This window comes from Pseudomonas jinjuensis (genome assembly GCF_900103845.1).
GTDB classification, from domain to species: Bacteria; Pseudomonadota; Gammaproteobacteria; order Pseudomonadales; family Pseudomonadaceae; genus Pseudomonas; species Pseudomonas jinjuensis.
Map to the genome: position 1 here is coordinate 54,514 of NZ_FNIJ01000019.1, position 24,637 is coordinate 79,150.

Sequence of the window (24,637 nt, forward strand, 5' to 3'; positions counted from 1 at the left end):
TGCCGGAGCCTGCCCATGAGATCGTGAGCAGGCTCCAGGCCGTCATTTCTTCAGGCAGTTGCTCATGAACGCCTTGCGCTCGTCGCCCTTCAGGGCCTTGGCGCTGGCGTCGGCGTTGCAGCTCTTCATCTTCTGCTGCTGCGGCGTCATGGTCATGGCGGGAGCCTCGCCGTCGGCCTTCAGGCAGTTGCTCATGAACGCCTTGCGCTCGTCCCCCTTCAGCGCCTTGGCCGTGGCGTCGGCGTTGCAGGTCTTCATCCTTTCCTGTTGCGCGGTATTGGCGGCCAGCCCCTGCAGCGAGAACAGCAGGGCGAACGCCAGCAGGGGAATGCGGAGGATCGTCATCGGAGAGGCTCCCGGTGGTGGTCGACCTTCTGAGCGTAGCCTCCGCCACCGCTGCCGCCAGGCGGTCCGGCAAAGCCGCGCTACAACCCCGCCGGCCGTCCGTCGACGCCACGGGATGACAGCCCCGGCGCAGGCGTTATAATCCCGCGCCTTTTTCGACCCCCTCAGCGGTCGCCGGCTACACTGCTTTCCCTACAGCCGGGAAGACACCAGCCACGGCGGCCGCCATCAGGAACGACCGTGACCAAAGACGAACTGCGCGCAGAACTGGAGCGCCAGGAACAGCGTTACAAGGACATCTATGGCGGGGAAGTCACGCTCTACGCCGCTCAGCCAGACCCCGAACGGAAACGCTGGCGCAAGCGACCCAGCGTGCAGGACCAGGCCTTCGACCGGGAATTGCAGAAGATCGAGGAGCAGCGCCTGAAGGCGCAAAAGGAAGCCGAATAGCAAACCCGTGGGCACGGGTACGGACCTCCGCAGGGGGATCGCACCGGCCCGCTTTCCGATAAACGATGGGGGTCCGCCGGCCCGGGGAAGCGTTTCAAGGTTTTTCCCGCCTGGCTGGAAGCGCCGTGTGACCTGGAGTCGCACGACAACCGTGAAGCCGTTCCGGTTCCGGACGGCGGATTTCGGTTCTGGCATAATCGCCGCCCCGTCTCAGACTGGTCACAGACAATTCATGTTCGATCTCTTCAGCGGGCTCGATTTCTGGATAGGCTTCAGCCTGGTGCTGGCACTGGCCTTCGTCCTCAGCTTCGAGTTCATCAACGGCTTCCATGACACCGCCAACGCGGTGGCGACCGTCATCTATACCAAGGCCATGTCGCCCTACCGTGCGGTGGTCCTGTCCGGTCTGTTCAACTTCCTCGGCGTGCTGCTCGGCGGCGTCGGCGTGGCCTATGCCATCGTCCACCTGCTGCCGGTCGAACTGCTGATAAACGTGAACACCGGCCACGGCCTGGCGATGGTCTTCTCCCTGCTCGCCGCGGCCATCACCTGGAACCTGGGCACCTGGTACTTCGGCATTCCCGCCTCCAGTTCGCACACGCTGATCGGCTCCATCCTCGGCGTGGGCCTGGCCAACGCGATGATCACCGACCTGCCGCTGGGCGACGGGATCAACTGGCAGAAGGCCATCGACATCGCCCTGTCGCTGATCTTCTCGCCGCTGGCCGGCTTCCTGGTCGCCGCGCTGCTGCTGATCGGGCTGAAATGGCTGTATCCGCAGTCGAAAATGCACAAAACCCCGGAAACCCGCCGCGAAGTCGACGAGAAGAAGCACCCGCCGTTCTGGAACCGCCTGGTCCTGGTGATTTCTGCCATGACCGTGAGCTTCGTGCACGGCTCCAACGACGGCCAGAAGGGTATCGGCCTGATCATGCTGGTGCTGATCGGCATCGTCCCGGCCAAGTTCGTCCTCGACCTGAACAGCACCACCTACCAGATCGAGCGCACCCGCGACGCGGCCGTCCACCTCGGCCAGTTCTACGAACGCCACACCGAGACCCTCGGCGAGATGCTCGCCCTCGGCAAGGGCAACAACGTCGACCTGCCGGAAGCCTACCGCTGCAATCCGAAGCAGACCGAGGCCACCCTGCACGGCCTGCTGAGCGACCTGAAGGGCGTCGACAACTATGCCGACCTGTCCGCCGACACCCGCGTGCAGGTGCGCCGCTACCTGCTCTGCCTGGACGACACGGCGAAGAAGGTCAGCAAGCTGTCCGACCTGCCGGCCCGCGAGAAGGCCGACCTGGACAAGCTGCGCAAGGACCTGACCAGCACCACCGAATACGCGCCCTTCTGGGTGATCATCGCGGTGGCCCTGGCCCTCGGCATCGGCACCATGGTCGGCTGGAAGCGCGTGGTGCTGACCGTCGGCGAGAAGATCGGCAAGCAGGGCATGACCTACGCCCAGGGCATCGCCGCCCAGCTCACCGCCACCGCGGCGATCGGCATGGCCAACATCTACAGCCTGCCGGTTTCCACCACCCACGTGCTGTCGTCCGGCGTCGCCGGCAGCATGGTCGCCAACCGCAGCGGCCTGCAGGGCGGCACGGTGCGCAACATCCTGATGGCCTGGGTACTCACCCTGCCGATCTCCATGGCCCTGGCCGCCGGCCTGTTCTGGATCGCCACGCGCTTCGTCGGCTGATCCGCGAACGCCCCGAAAAACGCCTGCCTCGCGCAGGCGTTTTTTCTTGTCCGGCCGTTCAAGCCGGCCCCGTTCCTGCCGATAAGATGGACTCTCGCTCCATCCGCAGGTGCTTTACCATGCTTCGCTCACTCTCCTTCGCCCGGAAGATCCTCCTCGCAGCTTCCCTCGTGGTGATCTTCGTCTTCGCCTGTTTCGTCCTGTTCAACGACTACCGCCAGCGCCAGGCGATCGAGGACGACACTCGCATCGCCCTCGCCGAGCTCGGCACTCTCACTGCCAGCAACATCCAGCTCTGGCTGGAAGGCCGTATGCATCTGATCGAGAGCCAGGCCGCGCAACTGGCCGCCAGCGACGCCTCCCCCGCTGCCTTCCAGCAAGTGCTGGAACAGAAGGTATTGCTGAACAATTTCGAATCGGTCTACCTCGGCGAGACGGCCAACGGCAGCTTCACCATCCGTCCGGACCGACCGATGCCCGCTGGCTACGATCCGCGCAAACGCGGCTGGTACCAGGAAGCAGCAAGCGCAGGCCGGCTGATCGTGACCGAGCCCTATCTCGACGCCGGCACCAATCAGCCGGTCCTGGCCATTGCCGCGCCGGTGCTGCGCAATGCGGAACTGGCGGCGGTGACTGCCGGTGACCTGCCCCTCGGAACCGTAACCTCGATCGTCAATTCGCTGAAGTTCAATGGCAAAGGCTATGCCTTCCTGGTCAGCGACGCCGGCAAGATCCTGGTCCATCCCGACACCCAGCTGGTATTCAAGAACCTTTCCGAGGTCTATCCGGAAGGCGCACCGAAGCTGAGCGAAGGCCTGCAGGAGATCGACGCCAAAGGCCGAGCCGAACTGATCTCCCTGAGCCCGGTGAAGGGCCTGCCGGGGGTGACCTGGTACGTCGCCCTGGCGCTGGACAAGGACGCCGCCTACGCCAGCCTCGGCGAATTCCGCACCTCGGCGGTGATCGCCACGCTGATCGCCATCGTCGCCATCGTCCTGCTGCTCGGCATGCTGATCCGCGTGCTGATGCAGCCACTGACCGCCATGGGCCGCGCCATGCAGGACATCGCCCAGGGCGAGGGCGACCTGACCCGCCGCCTGGACGCGCACAGCCGCGACGAATTCGGCGCACTGGCGGAAGCCTTCAACCGCTTCGTCGAGCGCATCCACCAGTCGATCCGCGAGGTCGCCACCACCGCCCGCCAGCTGCATGACGTCTCGCAACTGGTGGTCAACGCCTCCAACTCGTCGATGAGCAATTCCGACGAGCAGGCCAGCCGCACCAACAGCGTCGCCGCCGCGATCAACGAACTCGGCGCCGCCGCCCAGGAAATCGCCCGCAACGCCGCCGACGCCTCGCACCACGCCACCGACGCCAGCCACCAGGCCGGCGACGGCCGCCAGGTGGTGGAGCAGACCATCGCGGCGATGAACCAGCTGTCGGAGAAGATCAGCGCGTCCTGCAGCAACATCGAGTCGCTGAACAGCCGCACGGTGAACATCGGCAAGATCCTCGAGGTGATCAAGGGCATCTCCGAGCAGACCAATCTGCTCGCCCTCAACGCCGCCATCGAGGCCGCCCGCGCCGGCGAGGCGGGCCGCGGCTTCGCCGTGGTCGCCGACGAGGTACGCAGCCTCGCCCACCGCGCCCAGGACTCCGCCCAGCAGATTCAGCAGATGATCGAGGAACTGCAGGTCGGCGCCCGCGAGGCGGTGGACACCATGACCGAGAGCCAGCGCTACAGCCTGGAAAGCGTGGACATCGCCAACCGCGCCGGCCAGCGCCTGGCCACGGTGACCGGCCGCATCGGCGAGATCGACGCGATGAACCAGTCGGTCGCCACCGCCACCGAGGAACAGACCGCGGTGGTGGAGTCGCTGAACATGGACATCAACGAGATCAACACGCTGAACCAGGAGGCCGTGGAAAACCTCCAGGCCACCCTGCGCGCCTGCGCCGAACTGGAAAACCAGTCCGGCCGGCTGCGGCATCTGGTGGATAGCTTCAGGATCTGACGACCAGGCGCTGCGGCGGGTTGCACCTGCCCTACGGTGCGAAGTGATGCGGCATTCGTAGGGTGGATCACGCTTCATCGATCCACCATGGCCGCGCATGCGGCCCCGCAATGGTGGATGAAAAAAGCCTCATCCACCCTACAGGGGCGATGCCATGCAGGGCGGGTGCAACCCGCCGCTTACCTCCGCTTGCCGCCCAGCAGCGCGCCCATCAACCCGCGCACCAGCTGCCGGCCGATCTGGTTGGCCGCCTGGCGCACCATGGTCTTCGCCGTCTGGCTGGCCAGCGTGCCGAGCAGGTCGCCGGCCAGGCTCCCCAGGTCGGTGCCTTTCCCCGCCTTTTCGGTACTCGGCGCCATCTTCTGGTCGGTGCGGCCGGTGAGCATCTCGTAGGCCGATTCGCGGTCGATCGGCTGGTCGTAACGCCCGGCCAGCGGCGAACGGCGCACCAGGTCGGCGCGTTCGGCGTCCGCCAGCGGGCCGATGCGCGATTGCGGCGGGGCGACCAGCACGCGCTGGACCATGGCCGGGGTGCCCTTCTCTTCCAGCGTGCCGACCAGCGCCTCGCCGATGCCCAGCTCGGTGAGCACCTTGAGCGTGTCGAACGCCGGGTTCGGACGGAAGCCGTCGGCCACCGCGCGCAGGGACTTCTGCTCCTTGGCGGTGAAGGCGCGCAGGCCGTGCTGGATGCGCAGGCCGAGCTGGGCGAGCACGTCGTCGGGCAGGTCGCTGGGCGACTGGGTGACGAAGTAGACGCCGACGCCCTTCGAGCGGATCAGCCGCACCACCTGCTCCAGGCGCTCCTGCAGCGCCCTGGGCGTGTCGTTGAACAGCAGGTGCGCCTCGTCGAAGAACAGCGCCAGCACCGGCTTGTCCGCATCGCCGCGCTCGGGCAACTGCTCGAACAGCTCGGCCAGCAGCCAGAGCAGGAAGGTCGCGTAGACCTTGGGCGCCTCGTGCACCAGCTTGCTGGCGTCGAGCAGGTGGATGCGGCCGCGGCCATCCGCATCGGGGCGCAGGAGATCTTCCAGCTGCAGCGCCGGCTCGCCGAAGAACGCCTCGGCGCCCTGCTGTTCGAGCAGCGCCAGGCGTCGCAGCAGGGCCTGGGACGAGGCGCCGGTGAACAGCGCGCTGTCCTGGCCGAGCACCTGCGGGTTTTCCTTGAGGTGGTTGAGCAGCGCCTTGAGGTCCTTCAGGTCGAGCAGCAGCAGGCCCTCGCGGTCGGCCACCTGGAAGGCGGCGAACAGCGCGGCCTGCTGGCTGTCGCTCAGCTCCAGCAGGTTGGCCAGCAGCAGCGGGCCCATTTCCGAGAGCGTGGTGCGCAGCGGGTGGCCGGTCTTGCCGGCGACGTCCCACAGGCTCACCGGGTAGGCCTGCGGCTGGTGGTTCAGCCAGGGCATGCCGGCGATCCGCTCGGCCACCTTGCCCTGCGGGTTGCCCGCCGCGGCGATGCCGCACAGGTCGCCCTTGATGTCGGCGGCGAACACCGCGACGCCGGCGTCGCTGAAGCATTCGGCCAGGTGCTGCAGGGTCACGGTCTTGCCGGTGCCGGTGGCGCCGGCGATCAGCCCGTGGCGGTTGGCCAGCTTCCAGGCCTGGCAGACCGGCTGGCCGTCCGGGCCGGCACCAATGATCAGTTCGTTCATCGCATTGCGTCCTTGAGTTGAGAAGCGCGCCGGCGGCGAGCCGCCGATCCATCAAGAGTGATACCTGCCGCGCCGCTGCGCAAACCGCGCGGTGCGATTCAGCCCACCCGGAACACGTGCCTGAGGTAGCGCAGGAAGTTCTCGTCGTTGCACTGGGTCTTGCCCGGCGCGTCGGAGATCTTCGCCACCGGGTGGCCGTTGCAGGCGGTCATCTTCAGCACGATGTTCATCGGCTCGACGCCGGGGATGTCGCAGGTGAAGTGGGTGCCGATGCCGAAGCTGACGTCGATCCGCCCGCGGGTCGCCCGGTAGATGGCCAGCGCCCGCGGCAGGTCGAGGCCGTCGGAGAACACCAGGGTCCTGCTGCGCGGGTCGATGCCCAGCTTCTCGTAATGGGCGATGGCCTTTTCCGCCCAGACCAGCGGGTCGCCGGAATCATGGCGCAGGCCGTCGAAGAGCTTGGCGAAGTACAGGTCGAAATCGGCGAGGAAGGCGTCCATGGTGATGCAGTCGGTCAGCGCGATGCCGAGCTGGCCGCGGTACTCGCGCACCCAGCAGTCCAGCGCGGCGCTCTGGCTGTCGATCAGCCGCGGGCCGAGCTGCTGGTGCGCCATCAGCCATTCGTGGGCCATGGTGCCGAGCGGCTTGACGTCGAGGATGCGCGCCAGGTGGACGTTGCTGGTGCCGACGAAGACGCCCGGGAAGTCGCTCTTCAGGCCGCGCACCACGGCTTCCTGCACCGGATAGGAGAAGCGCCGGCGGGTGCCGAAGTCGGCCATCCTGAAGCCGGCCAGTTCCTCGGCGCTGGCCTCGCGGCGCAGCCAGTCGAACTTCTCCTGCAGGCGCCCGTGCACCGCGTCGAGGCCGACCTGTGGATAACGCTGACGGTTGCGCAGTTCGCTGATGGTCGCCAGCAGCGGCACCTCGAAGAGGATCACGTGCAGCCAGGGGCCTTTCAGGCGCAGGCTGAACTCGCCCTTGTCGATGCCGACCTGCACGTAGTCGGGGTTGAAGCGGAACAGCCGGAGGAAGCGGATGAAGTCGGGCTTGAAGAACGGGATGCGCTGCAGGAACTCCAGTTCCTCGCCGCTGAACGCCAGCCCGGCGAGCGCCTCGATCTGCTCGCGGACCTGCGCCAGGTAGGGGCGCAGGTCTTCCCGGTTGCGGCAGCGGAATTCCCATTCGACTTCGGCGTTGGGGTAGTTGTGCAGGACCGCCTGCATCATGCTCAGCTTGTAGAAGTCGGTATCCAGCAGGTTCTGCACGATACGCGGGGAGAATGCGCTGTCGGTCATGCTCGAGGATTTCCAGGGCTGGGTCGGGGGTCAGTCTAAGGGATAAGCGGCTCGGGCGGAGGTCTGGACGCGGAAATCTGAGAACGATGAACGGTCGGGGCAGGCGTAGGGTGGATCAAGCTCGATCGATCCACCACGGCCGCGCAGGCGGCCCCGCGATGGTGGATGACGAAGTTGGCTGAAAAAAGAAAACCCCGCCAAGGCGGGGTTTTCCCATTGCAGCCATCCTTCAGCGCCACTGCGCCCCGGCGCCCTGCGACAGGCCGAACATCAACAGCAGCAGGTTGCGATCGGGACGGACTTCCTGCCGGGTCTGCTCCTGCCCGGCCGCCTGGCTGGCCTTTCCGTCCCTGGTCTGAATCACCGACAGTGAGGGTTCCTGCAAGGCGGCAGCGGCCAGGCTGGCGATGCCCAGCGCCCCGGCGAGGAGCAAACCTCGTGTGATTTCTAGTTTCATATATGCAACCCTTTGATAGCGCTGCCAAACGCCGTCTGGTAACCATAGACAAAGGCCTTCCATTGCGCTTCCGTCCACGACGAACGGCGGCGCACCTGCTCGAGGTCGCGTCGAACGGCGCGTTTCACGCTGAGGCGGCGGCGGGCCTTTTCCAGGTCGATCAGGGCTACCTCGATCTTCTCGCCTTCCACCCGCACGAACAGGTGCTTGGGATACAGGCAGCCATGCTGCCAGCGCGCGGCGTTCAGCCTGGCGATCATGCCGCCGAACTGCTGGAGGATGCGCTGGTGCATGGCCTCGCCCCAGCGATCCTGGTCGCGGCGGGCGTAGCACTCCGCCAGGCTGGAATAGCCGTCCAGCGCTTCGGTCACCAGCAGCGCCTGCCATTCGCCGTCGAGCTTGCGGCAGCCGGCATAGACCACCCGCGGCACCCTGATTCCCAGTTCGCCGATGGCCTGCAGGGAGTGGTATTCGCGGATGGCCGTCGGATAGCCGAAGGGATGCCGCCAGTCGCGGCAGATGTGGCCGACCTGCTGCTTGCGGTAGAGCAGGCGGCCGTCGTCGGCCAGCACCCGCTGCACCCCGCTTTCGCCACCACGCCGACGGTTCGGCTCCTCCACCCATTTGCCAGGCACCTGCAGCCAGCGTTCGAGAACGCCGTCGCCGGCAACCTGCTGCGGAAACGCCAGATCAGCAGCCATCCATCACTCCTTGCGCAGTATGTACACCCGCCACATGTGGATCAGCGGGCAGAAATCGATGCGGTCCTGCACTACAAACCCCGCCTGGCGGAACTCGGCCTCGACGGTGCGGGCCGGGATCACGAAACGGTTCTGGTACGGACGCCCCTCGCGCCGCGCCTCCAGCCGCTTGCGTTTCCACGACTTGAGGTTGCCATCGACCCACAGCGAGACGATCACGCTGTCCCGCGTCACCCGGTGGAACTCGCGAAGCATGTTCATGCGGTCTTCGGAACGGCCGATGTGGTGCATCAGGCGCATGCAGAAGATGCTGTCGACGGCGTTGTCCGACAGCTCGATGGCGAAGGCGGACGTCTGCAGCGGCCGCACGCGGCTGACCACTTCCGACGGCTGGCTGGCGCAGGCTACCGCGAGCATGTCGGCGGAATTGTCCGCGCCGATGATCACCCGGTTCCCCATTTCCGCCAGCATCGGCCAGAAGCGCCCTGCCCCGCAGGGAAGGTCCAGCACCAGGTTCGGCTGGCCGGCGAGCTTGAGTGCCTTGCGGGCTATCTGGACATCCCGCCAGTGGGAAAGTTTCCGGGAAAAGCCGTCCTGGTGCTTGTGCAGATACTCCTCGGAATGCTGGCGGTCGTACTTCCGGGAGAATTCGAGGGCGACGGATTTGTGAGGCATGTGGAGAGGTTCCTGTACAGATTCTGCACAGAACCTAAACCCCGCCTTGTCATCTGCCTGTCAGAGAGTCGTGAAGAAAAGGTCAAATGGCCGACAGCCTGACTTCGAACCGGCAGCCATGCGGCTCGACCTGATGCAGGTTCACCGTCCAGCCCTCCGAGGCGCAGATCCGTTTCACCAGCGACAGCCCCAGGCCAAGACCCTCGCCCCGGGGCGACTGGCCGCGGACGAAGGGCTGGAAGACGAGTTCGCGCTGGTCCTCGGGTATGCCCTGGCCGGTGTCCTCGACGACGAATCCGCTGCCGGAGAGCCGCAGGCGGATGCTGCCGCTCTCCGTGTAGTGCATGGCGTTGCGCAGCAGGTTGCCCATCACCGAACGCAGGAACGGCGCATTGAACTCGCCCTCCGGCACCTGTTCGGGCGTGTAGAGCATGGCCAGGCCCTTGGCCTCGATGGGGCCGCGCCATTGCTCGACCATCTCGTCGGCGACCTGCCGCAGCCCAGCGCGCGGCGCCATGTCCAGTTCGGCGCGGTTGGTCCGCGCCAGCAGCAGGAAGGTCTGCACCAGGTCGCGCATTTCCTCGCAGGCGCCGGTCATCCGCGCCAGCTGGGCGCGCGCCCGGGGTCCCAGCGTGGGCTCCTCGGCGAGCAGCTCGCAGCTGCTGGCGATCACCATCAGCGGCGTGCGCAGCTCATGGCTGACGTCGCTGGTGAAGAGCTTCTCCCGCGTCAGCACGTCCTGCAGGCGGCCCATGGCGTAGTCGAACGCCGCCGCCAGTTCGCCGACCTCGTCGTTGGCGTAGTCCGGCGCCAGGGGCGGCGCCACTTCCAGCAGCTGGTCGCGATGGCGGACCTGGCGCGCCAGGCGCGACACCGGTTCCATCACCTTGCGCGACAGCAGCCAGCCGAGCAGCGCGGCCAGGGTCAGGCTGAGGATGTAGCCGCTGACCACCGCGGCATAGAGCACCTGCTCGCGGGCCTCGAAATCGCTCTGGTCCTGCAGCAGCACATAGCGCCTGCCGCCAACGGTGCGCACCAGCGCGTGGAACGACAGCTCGCCGTCGAACACCTCGTGGAAGCCGTCGTCCAGCCGCGACAGCGCCGGCGGCATGGCGTAGATGCCGAAGCCGTCGCTGACGAAGAAACGCATGCCCGGATCGAGCCGCGGGCCCCTGCCGCTGGCGAGGTCCTCGCGGATGATGCGCACCAGCTCGCCGCCGAGATCGCGGGAGATCAGGCGTTCCTCGACCACGTGCACCACGCCGACGATGCCCACGGAAAACAGCCCGCCCACCGCGGCGGTCATCAGGATGAAGGCGATGACGATCCGCCGCGACAGGCTCTGCCTATATTCCATGGGTGTCCTCGGCCAGCCGGTAGCCGACGCCGTGCACGGTGTGCAGCAGCGGCCGGTCGAACGGCTTGTCGATCACCTGGCGCAGCTGGTGGACGTGGCTGCGCAGGCTGTCGCTGTCCGGACAGTCGTCGCCCCACACGGCTTCCTCGAGCACGTCGCGGCGCACCACGTGCGGGCTCTTCTGCATCAGCACGGCGAGCAGCTTGAGGGCGATGGGGTTGAGCTTGAGCGGCTTGCCGGCGCGGGTCACTTCGAGGGTGTCGAGGTTGTAGCCGAGATCGGCCACCTGCAGTTCGCGCTTGCCGCCGCCCTGGGTGCGCCGCAGCACCGCCTCGATGCGCGCGGCCAGTTCGGACAGGGCGAAGGGCTTGAGCAGGTAATCGTCGGCGCCGGAGCGGAAGCCTTCCAGGCGGTCGTCCAGCTGGTCGCGGGCGGTGAGCATGATCACCGGGGTGTCGCGGCGGGCCTCCTCGCGCAGGCGCCGGCACAGGGTGAAGCCGTCCAGCGCCGGGAGCATGACGTCGAGCACGATCAGGTCGTAATGTTCGGTCGCCGCCAGGTGCAGGCCGGACAGGCCGTCCTGGGCGCAATCCACGGTGTAGCCCTTGAGCCCGAGGTAGTCGGCCATGTTGGCCAGGATGTCGCGATTGTCTTCAACCAGCAGGATGCGCATGCGGATCTCCTCTGCGATTCCCTAGGGTAGCGCCACGCGGCCGGCAAGCCGACATCCTTGACGCTTTCTTCACACTCGATTCACCGCGCGGCAGCGGCCCGGCCGCCGAGGCGGTCCGCCAGGCATGCCGAAAAATCCGCACCCATGAAAAAGCCCCGCCGAAGCGGGGCTCTTTCCACAGCAGGTGCCGGGGGGCCGATTACATCATGCCGCCCATGCCACCCATGCCGCCCATGTCCGGCATGGCCGGACCGGCCTTGTCGTCGACCACTTCGGCAACCATGGCCTCGGTGGTGACCATCAGGCCGCCGATGGAAGCAGCAGCCTGCAGGGCCGAACGGGTGACCTTGGCCGGATCGAGGATACCCATCTCGATCATGTCGCCGTACACACCGGTAGCGGCGTTGTAGCCGAAGTTGCCCGAACCCTGCTTGACCTTGTCGACCACCACGCTCGGCTCGTCACCGGCGTTGGCGACGATCTGGCGCAGCGGAGCTTCGACAGCGCGACGCAGCAGAGCGATACCGACGTTCTGGTCTTCGTTGTCGCCCTTCAGGCCTTCGATGGCCAGCAGAGCGCGCACCAGGGCTACGCCACCGCCAGGAACCACGCCTTCTTCCACAGCAGCGCGGGTAGCGTGCAGGGCGTCTTCGACGCGGGCCTTCTTCTCTTTCATCTCGACTTCGGTGGCAGCGCCGACCTTGATCACGGCAACACCGCCGGCCAGCTTGGCCAGACGCTCTTGCAGCTTCTCACGGTCGTAGTCCGAGGAAGTCTCTTCGACCTGCTTGCGAATCTGCAGGACGCGGGCTTCGATGTCGGCCTGGGTGCCAGCGCCGTCGATGATGGTGGTGTTTTCCTTGCTCAGCACGACGCGCTTGGCGTTACCCAGGTGCTCCAGGGTGGCGCCTTCCAGGCTCAGGCCGACTTCTTCGGAGATGACGGTGCCGCCGGTCAGGATGGCGATGTCCTGCAGCATGGCCTTGCGGCGGTCGCCGAAGCCCGGAGCCTTGACGGCAGCGACCTTGACGATACCGCGCATGTTGTTGACGACCAGGGTAGCCAGGGCTTCGCCTTCGACGTCTTCAGCGACGATCAGCAGCGGACGGCCGGCCTTGGCGACAGCTTCCAGCACCGGCAGCATTTCGCGGATGTTGGAGATCTTCTTGTCGACCAGCAGCAGCAGCGGGCCTTCCAGCTCGGCAACCATGGTGTCCGGCTTGTTCACGAAGTAGGGGGACAGGTAGCCGCGATCGAACTGCATGCCTTCCACGACGGACAGCTCGTTCTCCAGGCCCGAACCTTCCTCGACGGTGATCACGCCTTCTTTACCCACTTTGTCCATGGCTTCGGCGATGATTTCACCGATGGATTCGTCGGAGTTGGCGGAGATGGTGCCGACCTGGGCGATGGCCCGGGTGTCGGTGCACGGCTTGGCCTGCTCCTTGAGCTGGGCAACGATGGCTACGGTGGCCTTGTCGATGCCGCGCTTCAGGTCCATCGGGTTCATGCCGGCGGCAACGGCCTTCAGGCCTTCGTTGACGATGGCCTGGGCCAGGACGGTAGCGGTGGTGGTGCCGTCACCGGCAGCGTCGTTGGCCTTGGAGGCAACGTCCTTCACCAGTTGGGCGCCCATGTTCTCGAACTTGTCCTTCAGCTCGATTTCCTTGGCGACGGAAACGCCGTCCTTGGTGATGGTCGGAGCACCGAAGGACTTGTCCAGCACCACGTTGCGGCCTTTCGGGCCGAGGGTGGCCTTGACGGCATCGGCGAGTACGTTCACGCCGATCAGCATTTTCTTGCGAGCGGAATCACCGAACTTAACTTCTTTGGCAGCCATGTTCTCTTTCCTCTAATTCGAATGCGATGAAAACGGGACGGGAGGGATCAGTCTTCCAGGACGGCGAGGATCTCGGACTCGCTCATCACCAGCAGATCTTCGCCATCGACCTTGATGGTGTTGCTGCCGGAGTACGGGCCGAACACCACCTTGTCACCCACTTTCACTGCCAGAGCGCGCACTTCACCGCTGTCCAGCACGCGGCCGGTGCCTACGGCTACCACTTCACCGCGGTTCGGTTTTTCCGCGGCGGAACCCGGCAGCACGATGCCGCCTGCGGTCTTGGTTTCTTCCTCGCTGCGACGGATGACGACGCGATCATGCAGAGGACGAAGCTTCATAGTCGTAACTCTCCCAAACAGTGGTTTCCAACGGCCGGATCGGTATCCGGCAAGTTTTTTTAGGCCGGCGTGGCCGGCTCGCGACCCGACGGGCGAATCGCATGAGATAGCCTGTCCGTTCGACAGGGGACCTTGCGGTGACTGCTACATAAGGCCGCACGGAAGCGTTTCAAGGGCTGGCCGGAAAAATTTTTCAGCGCAGCCGGTCGTTGTCGCGGCGCTGGTACTCGCCCTCGATCACATTGGGCCGCTGCGGCCCGGAGGCATCGCGCGCCTGCGGGTCGTCGGCGAAGGCGCGGCGGCGCTCCGCCTGCTCCTGCATGCTGCGGCGCACGCGGCCGAGCAGCATCCGGCGGGTGAACGGCAGCAGGCAGAACAGGCCGATGACGTCGCTGATGAAGCCCGGCAGCATCAGCAGGCCGCCACCGATGGCGATCACCAGGCCTTCGAGCATTTCCTGCTCGGGCAGCTCGCCCCGGGCCAGGCGCTCGCGGGCGCGCCAGGCGGTCGCCACGCCGGCTACGCGCAGCAGGGCCGCGCCAACGAAGGCGCTGGCGATGATCAGGAACAGGGTCCAGCCGACGCCGATGACGCTGCCGACCTTGATCAGTACGGCCAGTTCGATCAGCGGGAAAAGCAGGAACAGAAGCAGGGAAGCGCGCATGTGAGGATCCTTGGCGGGCAGCTGCCCGGAAAATTCTTAGGTGGAGCCGCCGCCCGCGATATTCAAGCCAGGATGACTTCGCTGCCCGGCCACGCCTCGGCGTGGGCGAGCTGCACCAGCGCCTGGCGAACCGCGCCAGGATTGGCGCACGGCGCGGGGAACGGCAGCCAGTGCAGGGCCTGGCCGATACGCAGGTGGAAACCTTCCGTATCGATTCCCGCCAGTTCCGCCGGGGCGTTGTCCGGCAGGCCGGCCAGTTCGACATAGTGGGCGATGGCACTGGCATGGTCGCTGTTCATGTGCTCGACCATGCTCCGCTCCGCCTCGCCGACGAAGGGATTGGCCAGCGGCACGCTGTCGGCGGCGAGCCAGTGGATATCGCCGAAGCCGCCGATGAAGCGCCATTGCACCGGCTCCAGCACCCAGAAATCGAAGTCGTGCACACGATGGTAGTCCTGCGAATCGGGGAAATAGCGGTAATAGCGCTGGGCGGCCGTCTCGATGGCATCCGCCTCGGTGATCTGCCGCGCCTCGGCGAGCAGGGTCAGGCGGCCGGCGGCCTGGATGTCGTCGGCGTTGCGCTCGCCGACCAGCATCGAACACTTGGCATCGACCTTGAGATTCTGGGTGTGCTGGGCGATCCGGCTGATCAGGATCAGCGGCCGCCCCGCCTCGTCCAGGCAGTAGGGAACCACCGAGCCGAAGGGGTAGCCCGCCCACTTCCGCGACTGGGTGGAGAGTACGGCGCGGTATTCCTTGAGCAGCATTTCTCGGGCATGCTTGGCAGCTTTGACACTCACGTTGTAACTCCTCGCGAAGAACCGTCTCGAACGGACGGGAAGAAAACGACCACCTAGAGTCTTACAGCTTCCAGCGGGGCTCCACCAGAATCTGCTCGTAGGGGTTTCAAGATGCAACTGAAAGACAAGGTCATCATCATTACCGGCGGCGGCCAGGGCCTGGGCCGCGCCATGGGCGAGTTCCTCGCCGCCAGGGGCGCGAAACTCGCGCTGGTCGATCTGAACGCCGAACGCCTGGAATCCGCCGTGGCCGCCTGCAAGGCCGCCGGTGGCGACGCCCGCGCCTACCTGTGCAACGTGGCCAACGAAGAGCAGGTTAGTCACATGGTGGCCCAGGTCGCCAGCGACTTCGGCCAGATCAACGGCCTGGTGAACAACGCCGGCATCATCCGCGACGGCCTGACCCTCAAGGTCAAGGACGGCGAGCTGAGCAAGATGTCGCTGGCCCAGTGGCAGTCGGTGATCGACGTCAACCTGACCGGCGTGTTCCTCTGCACCCGCGAAGTGGCGGCGAAGATGATCGAGCTGAAGAACGAAGGTGCGATCGTCAACATCTCCTCGATCTCCCGCGCCGGCAACATGGGCCAGGCCAACTACTCCGCGGCCAAGGCCGGCGTCGCCGCCGACACCGTGGTCTGGGCGAAGGAACTGGCGCGCTACGGCATCCGCGTCGGCTGCGTGGCCCCGGGCTTCATCGCCACCGAGATCCTCGAAGGCATGAAACCGGAAGCGCTGGACAAGATGACCGCCGGCATCCCGCTGCGTCGCCTGGGCCGTCCGGACGAGATCGCCCACACCGTGGCCTACATCCTCGAGAACGACTATTTCACCGGTCGCGTCGTCGAGCTGGACGGCGGCCTGCGTCTGTAGGGCTTTCGCCGGGAATGCAGAAAGGGCGCCATCGCGGCGCCCTTTTCATTTCCTACCAGCCGACGCCGAGGCCGAAGGTGTAGCGGCGCTCGTTGACGTCGCCGTCGTTGCTGCTGAGCTTGTCCCATTCCGCCTTCAGGCTGAGCGACGCCCAGGAAGTCAGCTTGTAGCGAATACCCGCCTCGCTTTCGAAGGCATAGTCCACGGCCGAATCCAGCGGCTTGCCCACTTCGCCATTGGTGAACAGCTCGAACTGCTTGGCCAGCAGGTAGCGGTTGTAATCCCACTTCACGCTGCCGGAATAGAAGTGCTCCTTCTCGCCGTTACGGAAGTCGTAATCGTTGCGGTTGACCAGGGTGGCGATGGAGAAGGCGCCCAGCTCGTTATCCCAGAACTGGTAGCCCGGGCCGGTACCCACAGTGCGCTTCTTCTCCAGGTCTTCGATCATGTCGCGCTTGAACTCCCCCCTGCCCTGCCAGAACCAGTGCTCGTCGAGGAAGCGGTCGAGGGCGTATTCGGCCGAGTAGTTGTCGGTGCTGACCACGTCGTCCTTCTTCTCGCGGTTGTATTCGCCGGCCAGGTTGTGCCGCCAGCGGCCGTGGCGCGCGTTGGTCTTGAAGTCGACATCGTAGTCCTCGACGTCGTTCTCCGCCTGCTTGTGGTCGAGGGAGAAGTCGACGTTGCCGTTCCATACCCAGTCCTCGAGGATCGGCTTGGGCGGCATCATCTGCTGGATCGCCGCCAGTTCGACGGTCTCGTCGGCGCCGTTGACCAGCTTGACGCGCCCAGGCTCCGCCGGCTTCAGCCCCTTGGAGTGCTCGCCGGTGGCGTCGTCGGTCTTCACCAGCAGATTCTGGTCGGATTCCAGGGTGGCGATCTTGTCCCACTTCAGCGGGATGTCGCCGGCGTAGTCGGTTTGCAGCAGCAGCTTGCCGCCGTCGTACAGCTTGATCTTGCCGGTGAGGCGGTCACCATTCTTCAGCCATACGGTGTCGGCGAAGGCCGACAGCGAGGACAGGGCAAGGACGAAGCACAGCAGGTTTCGCAACAACATGAGCAATATTCAACTGGGTCCGATGAACGAAAGGCCGGGCATTATCCAGAAGCCAGGCGCTGGAGCAAGGACTGACCGGGGTACTTGCATGGAGTTCAGCATCACTGATGAACGGGACCGTCCGGAGTGGAATCCGCCGCTCCGCCGGCAGTCCAATTCCGGAGGCGATGGCGGAAATGCCGCGGCGGCCGGAAAATGCAGGCAAGACACTGGAGACGAGCCATGACCCGCCGCGAAAAAGCGCCCGCCAGCGACAGCTCCGCCCTGGAAACCGCCCAGGCGCGGCGCGAGGCGGTGTTCCTGGTGCTGGCCGGGATTCCCGAAGGCCGCGTGCTCAGCTACGGCGAAGTGGCCCGCCTCGCCGGCCTCGGGCGGGCGGCGCGGCTGGTCGGGCGCATCCTCGGGCAGTTGCCGGAAGGCACGCGCCTGCCCTGGCACCGGGTGATCGCCGCTGGCGGCCGCATCAGCCTGCCGGCCGGCAGCCCCTCGGGCGTCGAACAGCGCGCCAGGCTGCGCGCGGAGGGCGTCAGAATCCATAATGATCGGGTAGACGTACGTCGACACGGCTGGCTTCGGGACGAGCAGTCCGAGTAGAGTGCGCGGTAATTTTTTCTTGCTGGAAACGACTGCATGAAACAGCAATCCTGGCGAGAGGCACTGGTTGCCTTCAAGTCTCCCGCCAGTCTGGCCCTGCTCCTGTTGGGCTTCGCCGCCGGCCTGCCGACCATGCTGGTGTTCAACACCCTCTCGGTCTGGCTGCGCGAAGCAGGAGTAGCCCGCGAAACCATCGGCTTCGCCAGCTGGCTGGGCCTGGTGTACGCCTTCAAGTGGGTGTGGTCGCCGATGCTCGACCAGTGGCGCCTGCCCGGCATCGGCCGGCTCGGCCGCCGGCGTTCCTGGCTGGTGTTCTCGCAGATCCTGATCGGCCTCGGCCTGCTCGGCATGGCGCTGTGCAACCCGCAGATGCACCTGCCGGTGCTGATCGGCCTGGCCCTGCTGGTGGCCTTCGCCTCGGCGACCCAGGACATCGCCATTGACGCCTATCGCCTGGAGATCGCCGAGGACAAGCGCCAGGCGGTCCTCGCCGCCTGCTACATGACCGGCTACCGCATCTCCCTGCTGCTGGCCAGCGCCGGCGCGCTGTTCATGGCCGACTGGCTGGGCTCCAGCAACCTGCACTACAGCCAGACCGCCTGGGGCCTGACCTACGCGCTGTTCGCCCTGCTGGTGCTGCCGGGGCTGATCACCAGCCTGGCGATCCGCGAGCCGGCGGTGAACGTGCAGCCGCAGCCGGGCAGCTCGGCCTTCGCCTTCAACCACCAGTTGCTGTCGGTGCTGCAGCTGCTGGTGCTGCTGATCTCCGTGCCGGCGATGATCACCGCGCTGATGGATTCCGCCTGGCCGCGCGCGGCGCTCTACGCCATCTTCATCGGCCTGTGCATGACGCCCCACGGCCGCCGGCAGATCCGCCCGGTGCGCGAGCTGATGTCCAGGGTGCGCCGCCCGCTCCTGCTCGCCGCGCATGGCAGGGGCCTGCCGCAGTTCGACTTCGTCCACCAGGCGGTGTCGGTGATCATCCTGATCGTCCTGCTGGTGACCACCACAGCCATGACCCGGGCCTTCGGCGCGCAGAAAATGTGGCTGGGCGCCATGTACCTGCTGATCGCCCTGAGCTGCATCTCCGCCCCGGGCCGCCTGCTGATGGCGCCTGTGCTGACGCCGATCACCGAATTCGTCCGCCGCTACCGCTGGCAGGCGCTGCTGCTGCTCGGGCTGATCTCCACCTATCGCCTGTCGGACACGGTGATGGGCGTGATGGCCGGCGTGTTCTACATCGACATGGGCTTCTCCAAGGACGTGATCGCCAGCGTTAGCAAGATCTTCGGCGTGATCATGACGCTGCTCGGCGCGGCCGCCGGCGGCCTGCTCATCGCCCGCTTCAGCATCCTGCCGATCCTGTTCCTCGGCGGCGCCGCCTCGGCCGGCACCAACCTGCTGTTCGCCATGCTCGCGCAGATGGGTTCGATCACCGATCCGCAGGTGCTGAGCCAGGATGTCTTCACCCTGCTGCGCCAGCTGGAGCCGCACGTCAGCATGTTCGTGCTGACCATCATGCTCGACAACTTCAGCGGCGGCCTGGCGGCGTCCGCCTTCGTCGCCTACCTGTCGAGCCTGACCAACCTGAAGTTCTCCGCCACCCAGTACGCCATGCTCAGCTCGACCATGCTCCTGCTGCCGCGCTTCGTCGGCGGCTATTCCGGGACCATGGTGGAGTCCATGGGCTACGAGCGCTTCTTCCTGCTCACCGCCATACTCGGCATCCCCACCCTGCTGCTGATCCTCTGGCTGTGGGGGCAGCGCAAGCCGGAACCCGCCCCCGTGAGCGCCGAGAAGCCCGGCGTGGCGCCGAGCGAACAGCAGTCCAAATGAGAAAGGCCGGCGTCGCGCCGGCTTTTCCATCTTCGCACCCTCGCCGGTTCCCCGGCGCTCTGCCTCTACTTCATCGATTTCACATGCCCGAAGCGCCGCTCCCTGGATGGTGAATAGCCATAGAAGGCGGCATAGCACTTGCTGAAATGGCTGGGCGAGACGAAGCCGCAGGCAAGCCCGACGTCGAAGATGGGCAGGTCCGAATGCTGCAGCAGGCGTCGGCATTCGGTGATGCGCAGCTCCAGGTAGAAGCGTACGGGCGTGGTGCCGAGCTGCTGCCTGAACAGCCGCTCGATCTGCCGCTTGGAACGGCCGACGTAATGGGCGAGCTGGTCCTGGCTCAGGGGTTCCTCGATATTGGCGTTCATCAGCGTGATGACTTCGCGCAGCGGCTCGCTCATCTTCTCGTGGAAGGACGGTTGCGCCCGGCGGAAGCGTGACTCCTCGAAAGCCAGGATGTCGGCGATCGCATCGACCAGGCCCCGTCCGTGGAGCCTGTCGATCCACTCCAGCACCATGTTGAACGCGCCAGTGGGGCTGGCGGCGGTCAGGCGGTTGCGATCGATCACGTAGCTCTCGCAGGTCACCTGGGCGTTTTTGGCGATCTCGGCGAGAGCGGCGCGGTTCTCCGGATGCACCGCGCACTTGTGGCCATCGAGCAGGCCCGCCTCGCCGAGGAACCATGCGCCATTCCACAGCCCGCCCAGGGTGATGCCCTTCTCCTGGGCCAGCCGCAGCACCTGCGCCAGCTGCGGCAGCGGGCGCAGCGGCGTCCTCAGGCCGCCGCAGACCACGAGCAGGTCGAGGCCCTGCAACCGCTCGATATCCAGTGCCGCTTCAGGGCATATGGCCAGGCCGAGATCGCTGGCGATGGGCTGCCCATCCAGACTGAAGGTCGTGGTGGTGAAGGCGTTTTCCCGGATCAGGTTGGCGGTGACCAGCGTGTCGAGCGCCTGGGTGAACGCGGGTAGCGAAAAATATTCGAGCAGGACGAAGCCCACTCGAACATGCCGTGGCGACTCACTGTCCTGTTCTCCGACGAACCGAAGGTTGCGTCTTTGCAGGATGTCGCTGAACTGCCGCCTTTCTACCAATCTCTGCCTCTTCTCATTCCAACGTATCCACGAAACTCAACCACTCGCAATCATCGAACCTGGCCCCCCTTCGATCGCACGAGACGAACGCGCCCTGCCGCAAGGCAGGGCGCGTTCGCCATGTTCAATCACCACCCGACGGCAACCGCTCAGGGCTGCCCTCGCGCTTCCCCGGTGTTCCCGCAGCGCCGGGTCACACCGCCTTGCCGACGGCGCCGAGCCGGCCGGGCTGGGCTTTCTGCCGATGGTTGAAGACGCCGATGAGCAATATCCCGCCGGCCAGCACCAGGGTCGCCGTCACTTCGATGCGATGCTGCGGCATGACGAACATGACCCCCAGGGCGAAGACGATGAAGACGATGACCGCCCAGGTCAGCCAGGGGAACAGCCACATCCTGAAATCGATCCGGACGCTCTGCTTCTCCAATTGGGACCGCATGCGCAGCTGGGAGAAGGCGATCACCAGATAGACCAGCAGGGCGATGGAGCCGGAGCTGGCCAGGAGGAATGCGAACACATGGGAGGGGGCGAAGTAATTTACCACCGTCGCCAGCATGCCGATGACCGTGCTGGCGATGACCGCCGCCCGGGGCACGCCCGCCCCGGAGGTCCGCTGGATGAAGGCCGGCGCATCGGAGCGCTTGCTCAGCGAATAGATCATGCGCGAGGAAATGTAGATCGAGGAGTTCAGGCAGCTCGCCACCGCGACCAGCACCACCAGGTCGACCAGGAACTTGGCGTGGGGGATGTGCATGATTTCCAGGGCGCGCTGGTAGGAGCCCTGGACGGGCAGCAGCGGATCGTTCCACGGCACGATGGAAATGATCATGAAGATCGAGAGCAGGTAGAACACGCTGATCCGCCAGATCACCGAGCGGGTCGCCTTGGCGATGTTCTTGGCGGGGTTGCTCGACTCGGAAGCGGCGATGGTCACCGCTTCGGTGCCCATGTAGCTGAACATGGTGGTCAGCAGGGCGCCGAAGATCGCCGTCCAGCCATTGGGCATGAAGCCGCCGCTGGTCTCCAGCAACCGCTGCAGGCCGCTCACCTCGCGTTCGGGCAGAAGGCCGGCCAACGCTACGGCGCCCAGCGCGATGAACGCCACGATGGCGATGATCTTGAGCATCGCGAACCAGAATTCGAACTCGCCGTACTTGGCCACGCTGAAGAGGTTGGTGCCGGTCAGCAGTACCGTCATCGCCAGCGCGAAGAACCACGCCTCCACCTGCGGGAACCAGTTGTTCAGCACCACGCCCGCGGCTATCGCTTCGATGGGGATGACCAGGACCCAGAACCACCAGTACAGCCAGCCGATGGTGAAGCCCGCCCAGCGGCCGATCGCGTGGTCCGCATAGGTGGAGAAGGAGCCGGTATCGGGACTGGCAACGGCCATTTCCCCGAGCATGCGCATGACCAGGACCACCAGGGCCCCGGCCAGCGCATAGGCCACGATCGCCGCCGGGCCGGCGGCCGCGATGGCGTGTCCCGAGCCGACGAACAATCCCGCGCCAATGATGCCGGCGATCGAGAGCATGGTTATATGGCGAGGCTTGAAGCCCTGCGCCAGTTCACTGCTGCCGCTTTCCGCTCTGGTGATGGTCATTCTTACCTTCTCTTGGACTTATTATTCGGAGGTGCATCGCTGCCATCGGGCCGCTGCACGGCCCGGACGCGTCCTGTCGCCGTCGGCCACCCGACGGCGAAACGCGGCCTTGGCAGGCGTGACGCGACGCCAAAATAGTCCACGCCCTCCGACGATCGATTGGCCTCGATCGCCGCAAAGTTGACCAAAAGCGACATCGTCTTACTCGCAGGCGGCAGGATCGGGGCGAAAAATGGCAAGGGCGGCGATGACCAGGCCCCTTTCCACCGGTGAAAGCGATCAGCCACGGCCATGTGCCGCTGCGGGAAGACGCGGACGGCCGCTGCCGCAGAACCGTCCCGACCGTCTGATCGGACAATTATTCCTTTGAAAACAATAAGATAGAAAAGCGTATATCGACCAGTATATGGACACCGTCCAGGCCCGTCCCTACCGTGGAAACCAACCGACTCCCCAGCTGACAGGAGACATTCCATGGGACGATTGAACGGCAAAGTGGCGCTGATTACCGGCGGTGCGGGTGGCTGCGGTCTGGCCGCTTCCGAACTCTTCGCGCGGGAGGGCGCCAGGGTCGCCATCCTCGATCTTCCGCGCAGCGACGGCAAAGCGATCGCCGAGCGAATCAACGCGGCGGGCGGTACGGCGTGCTTCGTTGCCACCGACGTTTCCGTCGCCGACCAGGTCAACAGCGCGGTCGCCCAGGTGGAGGAGCGCTTCGGTGCGATCACCGTGCTGATGAACCACGCCGGCACCATTCATGTCGGGCCGTTCCTGGAGACCAGCGAGAGCGACTGGGACCGGCTGATGAACATCAACGTCAAGAGCATGTTCCTGGTGACCCGGGCGGTGCTGCCGAAGATGATCGAAGCCGGCGGCGGCAGCGTGATCTGCACCTCGTCGATCTCCGGCGTGGTCGGCACGCCCATGGAGGTCCTGTACTGCACCACCAAGGGCGCCTGCCACATGTTCGCCCGCGCCATCTCGGTCGAGTACCGCGACCGCAACATCCGCAGCAACGCCATCTGCCCGGGCTTCATCGGCACGGCGCATGGCCGCCGCGAGCTGGACCTGCTGCGCGAGTTCGGCACCGAGGTTTCCGACGAGGCGCTGCGCGCCATGCAGGGCCGTCTCTGCGATCCCGCCGAGGTGGCGGCAGCCGCGCTGTTCCTCGCCAGCGACGACTCGAGCTTCGTCAACGGAACGCACCTGTTCGTCGACAACGCCTACACCGCGGCGTGATCCCCGGGCCCGACTCCAGGCCCGCACACCCATAACAGGATCCCCCGCACGCCCAGCTCTGCCACGCGACAAGAAACCTACAAGAGACAGAGGCAGCTAATGGAAAACATCGGCACGTACGTCATCTACCTCATCATGGCCTGCGCCGTGATCGGCGCCATCGCGTCCATCCTCGATGCGGAGTCGGAGCTGGGCAAGGAATTCACCGCCGGCATCCACAGCATCGGCCCGATATTCATTCCCGTCGCCGGCATCATGGCGGCGATTCCCTTCATCTCCAGCTTCATCAGCCACTGGATCGGCCCGCTGTTCACCGCGATGGGCGCGGACCCCGGCATCGCCGGCCCGATCTTCATCGCCTCGGACCTCGGCGGCTACCAGTTGGCGGAAGCCCTGGCCCACGATCCCGAAGGCTGGATCCTCGGCCTGATCACCGGATTCCAGTCGGGCTCGACCATCATCTTCGTCATCCCGGTGGGCCTGGCCATGCTGAACAAGGCCGACCACAAGTACATGGCGCTGGGCATCATGGCCGGCCTGCTGAGCATTCCGATCAGCATCGTCATCATCGCCATGACCATGCAGGGACTCGGCCTGGGCGTGCGTCCGGACATCGCCACCACCGGCGAGGCCACGCAGGCGCTGCACTTCACGCTGCCGCTGCTGCTGCGCAACCTGTTGCCGCTGATCCTCTTCTGCGTCGCCCTGGCCGCGGCGCTGCGCTACGTCCCGGGCCTGATGGTCAGGCTGTTCCTCAAGCTGGGGAGCCTCATGTACATGGCGGTCACGCTCATCCTGGTGGCGTCCATCGTCGAGTACTTCACCGCGTTCTTCACCAGCAACTTCGGCGGCTGGGGCTTCGCGCCCATCATCGCCGACAAGGAGGACCAGTTCCGCGCGCTGGAGATCGCGGGTTACGTGGGCATCATGCTGTGCGGCGCCTTCCCGATGGTCTACCTGATCAAGCGCTTCCTCTCCCGCCCCATCGAGCGGGTCGCCGCCCGCCTCGGCCTGTCGCCGGTGGGGGCTGCGGGAATCCTCGCGGCTTCGGCCAATATCCTCGCGATGTTCCGCCTGGTCGCCGACATGCCGCCGAAGGACAAGGTCCTGGTCATCGCCTTCTCGGTCTGCGCGGCCTTCACCTTCGGCGACCACATGGCCTATTCGGCCAACTTCCAGCCGACCCTGATCCTGCCGCTGATCATTGGCAAACTCAGCGGCGGCCTGATCGGCATTGGACTGGCGTACTGGCTGGCGGTCCCCAAGGCCGAGCAACTGGGCAGCGAGGAAGCCGCGGGCGGCGCGTTGCGCACCTCGCCGGGACTGTCCTGACTCCGGGGGCGCCTTCCGGGCGCCCTTTGTCCAATGCATGCGCCGGTCGCT

General features: G+C 65.8%; 23 protein-coding genes and 1 pseudogene. 9 read left to right on the plus strand and 15 right to left on the minus strand.

Features of this window, described 5'->3' with window-relative positions:
* Window positions 1-42: 42 nt before the first annotated feature.
* Complete coding sequence (locus BLR75_RS22630) at window positions 43-345, minus strand: PsiF family protein (protein WP_084309476.1); 303 nt, start codon at window positions 343-345, stop codon at window positions 43-45.
* Window positions 346-585: 240 nt separating this feature from the next.
* On the opposite strand from BLR75_RS22630, the gene BLR75_RS22635 reads away from it, so the two are divergent.
* The 4 genes and pseudogenes from BLR75_RS22635 to BLR75_RS27420 all read left to right on the plus strand — a co-directional run bounded on the left by BLR75_RS22635 (window position 586) and on the right by BLR75_RS27420 (window position 4,515).
* A complete protein-coding gene (locus tag BLR75_RS22635; protein ID WP_084309475.1) occupies window positions 586-795 on the plus strand; it encodes a hypothetical protein in 210 nt (69 codons plus the stop codon).
* Between the two features lie 232 nt (window positions 796-1,027).
* The gene (locus tag BLR75_RS22640; RefSeq protein WP_084309474.1) at window positions 1,028-2,500 is read left to right on the plus strand and encodes an inorganic phosphate transporter; all 1,473 of its coding nucleotides are present in this window, start codon (window positions 1,028-1,030) and stop codon (window positions 2,498-2,500) included.
* A gap of 119 nt (window positions 2,501-2,619) precedes the next feature.
* A pseudogene (locus BLR75_RS27415) lies at window positions 2,620-3,660 on the plus strand (cache domain-containing protein); the annotation flags it as partial.
* Window positions 3,661-3,750: 90 nt separating this feature from the next.
* Window positions 3,751-4,515, plus strand: coding sequence for a methyl-accepting chemotaxis protein (locus BLR75_RS27420; RefSeq protein ID WP_371858098.1), 765 nt, complete (start codon window positions 3,751-3,753; stop codon window positions 4,513-4,515).
* A 179-nt stretch (window positions 4,516-4,694) separates the two neighbouring features.
* On the opposite strand, the gene BLR75_RS22650 is transcribed toward BLR75_RS27420, so the two are convergent.
* From BLR75_RS22650 to BLR75_RS22700, 11 genes are all read right to left on the minus strand, one after another.
* A complete protein-coding gene (locus tag BLR75_RS22650) occupies window positions 4,695-6,161 on the minus strand; it encodes a helicase HerA-like domain-containing protein (RefSeq protein ID WP_084309472.1) in 1,467 nt (488 codons plus the stop codon).
* Window positions 6,162-6,259: 98 nt separating this feature from the next.
* On the minus strand, window positions 6,260-7,456 hold the full coding sequence (gene pncB / locus BLR75_RS22655; RefSeq protein WP_084309471.1) for a nicotinate phosphoribosyltransferase: 1,197 nt from the start codon (window positions 7,454-7,456) through the stop codon (window positions 6,260-6,262).
* Window positions 7,457-7,685: 229 nt separating this feature from the next.
* Window positions 7,686-7,913: a hypothetical protein gene (locus BLR75_RS22660; RefSeq protein ID WP_084309470.1), complete on the minus strand. Its 228-nt coding sequence runs from the start codon at window positions 7,911-7,913 to the stop codon at window positions 7,686-7,688.
* Window positions 7,910-8,614, minus strand: a complete 705-nt coding sequence (locus BLR75_RS22665; protein ID WP_084309469.1) for a lipopolysaccharide kinase InaA family protein — start codon at window positions 8,612-8,614, stop codon at window positions 7,910-7,912. The genes BLR75_RS22660 and BLR75_RS22665 overlap by 4 nt, the downstream gene beginning before the upstream one ends.
* Window positions 8,615-8,617: 3 nt before the next feature.
* A complete protein-coding gene (locus BLR75_RS22670; protein WP_084309468.1) occupies window positions 8,618-9,289 on the minus strand; it encodes a class I SAM-dependent methyltransferase in 672 nt (223 codons plus the stop codon).
* A gap of 82 nt (window positions 9,290-9,371) precedes the next feature.
* A complete protein-coding gene (locus BLR75_RS22675) occupies window positions 9,372-10,646 on the minus strand; it encodes a sensor histidine kinase (protein ID WP_084309467.1) in 1,275 nt (424 codons plus the stop codon).
* The gene (locus tag BLR75_RS22680) at window positions 10,636-11,319 is read right to left on the minus strand and encodes a response regulator transcription factor (RefSeq protein ID WP_084309466.1); all 684 of its coding nucleotides are present in this window, start codon (window positions 11,317-11,319) and stop codon (window positions 10,636-10,638) included. Before BLR75_RS22680 ends, BLR75_RS22675 begins: the two co-directional genes overlap by 11 nt.
* Before the next feature lie 199 nt (window positions 11,320-11,518).
* Entirely contained in the window at window positions 11,519-13,159 is a 1,641-nt protein-coding gene (gene groL / locus BLR75_RS22685) for a chaperonin GroEL (RefSeq protein ID WP_084309465.1), read from the minus strand.
* A gap of 47 nt (window positions 13,160-13,206) precedes the next feature.
* Window positions 13,207-13,500, minus strand: coding sequence for a co-chaperone GroES (locus BLR75_RS22690; RefSeq protein WP_084309464.1), 294 nt, complete (start codon window positions 13,498-13,500; stop codon window positions 13,207-13,209).
* A gap of 193 nt (window positions 13,501-13,693) precedes the next feature.
* Complete coding sequence (locus tag BLR75_RS22695) at window positions 13,694-14,164, minus strand: FxsA family protein (RefSeq protein WP_084309463.1); 471 nt, start codon at window positions 14,162-14,164, stop codon at window positions 13,694-13,696.
* Between the two features lie 62 nt (window positions 14,165-14,226).
* Window positions 14,227-14,964, minus strand: a complete 738-nt coding sequence (locus BLR75_RS22700; protein WP_084309462.1) for a HugZ family pyridoxamine 5'-phosphate oxidase — start codon at window positions 14,962-14,964, stop codon at window positions 14,227-14,229.
* Window positions 14,965-15,075: 111 nt separating this feature from the next.
* On the opposite strand from BLR75_RS22700, the gene BLR75_RS22705 reads away from it, so the two are divergent.
* Complete coding sequence (locus BLR75_RS22705) at window positions 15,076-15,834, plus strand: SDR family oxidoreductase (RefSeq protein ID WP_084309461.1); 759 nt, start codon at window positions 15,076-15,078, stop codon at window positions 15,832-15,834.
* Between the two features lie 52 nt (window positions 15,835-15,886).
* Here BLR75_RS22705 and BLR75_RS22710 read toward each other — a convergent pair whose 3' ends face one another.
* On the minus strand, window positions 15,887-16,894 hold the full coding sequence (locus BLR75_RS22710) for a DUF481 domain-containing protein (protein ID WP_090416146.1): 1,008 nt from the start codon (window positions 16,892-16,894) through the stop codon (window positions 15,887-15,889).
* A 216-nt stretch (window positions 16,895-17,110) separates the two neighbouring features.
* On the opposite strand from BLR75_RS22710, the gene BLR75_RS22715 reads away from it, so the two are divergent.
* Together BLR75_RS22715 and BLR75_RS22720 are read left to right on the plus strand one after the other, a co-directional pair.
* Window positions 17,111-17,482 carry an MGMT family protein gene (locus BLR75_RS22715; RefSeq protein ID WP_084309459.1) on the plus strand — a complete coding sequence of 124 codons (372 nt, stop codon included), beginning with the start codon at window positions 17,111-17,113 and terminating at the stop codon, window positions 17,480-17,482.
* A 36-nt stretch (window positions 17,483-17,518) separates the two neighbouring features.
* The gene (locus BLR75_RS22720) at window positions 17,519-19,318 is read left to right on the plus strand and encodes an AmpG family muropeptide MFS transporter (protein ID WP_084309458.1); all 1,800 of its coding nucleotides are present in this window, start codon (window positions 17,519-17,521) and stop codon (window positions 19,316-19,318) included.
* 65 nt (window positions 19,319-19,383) lie between these two features.
* On the opposite strand, the gene BLR75_RS22725 is transcribed toward BLR75_RS22720, so the two are convergent.
* Both BLR75_RS22725 and gabP read right to left on the minus strand, forming a co-directional pair.
* Window positions 19,384-20,412 (minus strand): GlxA family transcriptional regulator, encoded by a 1,029-nt coding sequence (locus BLR75_RS22725; RefSeq protein WP_084309457.1) that lies wholly within the window; start codon window positions 20,410-20,412, stop codon window positions 19,384-19,386.
* 193 nt (window positions 20,413-20,605) lie between these two features.
* Window positions 20,606-22,015, minus strand: a complete 1,410-nt coding sequence (gene gabP / locus BLR75_RS22730; protein ID WP_084309456.1) for a GABA permease — start codon at window positions 22,013-22,015, stop codon at window positions 20,606-20,608.
* Between the two features lie 474 nt (window positions 22,016-22,489).
* On the opposite strand from gabP, the gene BLR75_RS22735 reads away from it, so the two are divergent.
* Both BLR75_RS22735 and eutH read left to right on the plus strand, forming a co-directional pair.
* A complete protein-coding gene (locus BLR75_RS22735; RefSeq protein ID WP_084309455.1) occupies window positions 22,490-23,254 on the plus strand; it encodes an SDR family NAD(P)-dependent oxidoreductase in 765 nt (254 codons plus the stop codon).
* A gap of 99 nt (window positions 23,255-23,353) precedes the next feature.
* Window positions 23,354-24,586: an ethanolamine utilization protein EutH gene (gene eutH, locus BLR75_RS22740; protein WP_084309454.1), complete on the plus strand. Its 1,233-nt coding sequence runs from the start codon at window positions 23,354-23,356 to the stop codon at window positions 24,584-24,586.
* Window positions 24,587-24,637 lie beyond the last annotated feature (51 nt).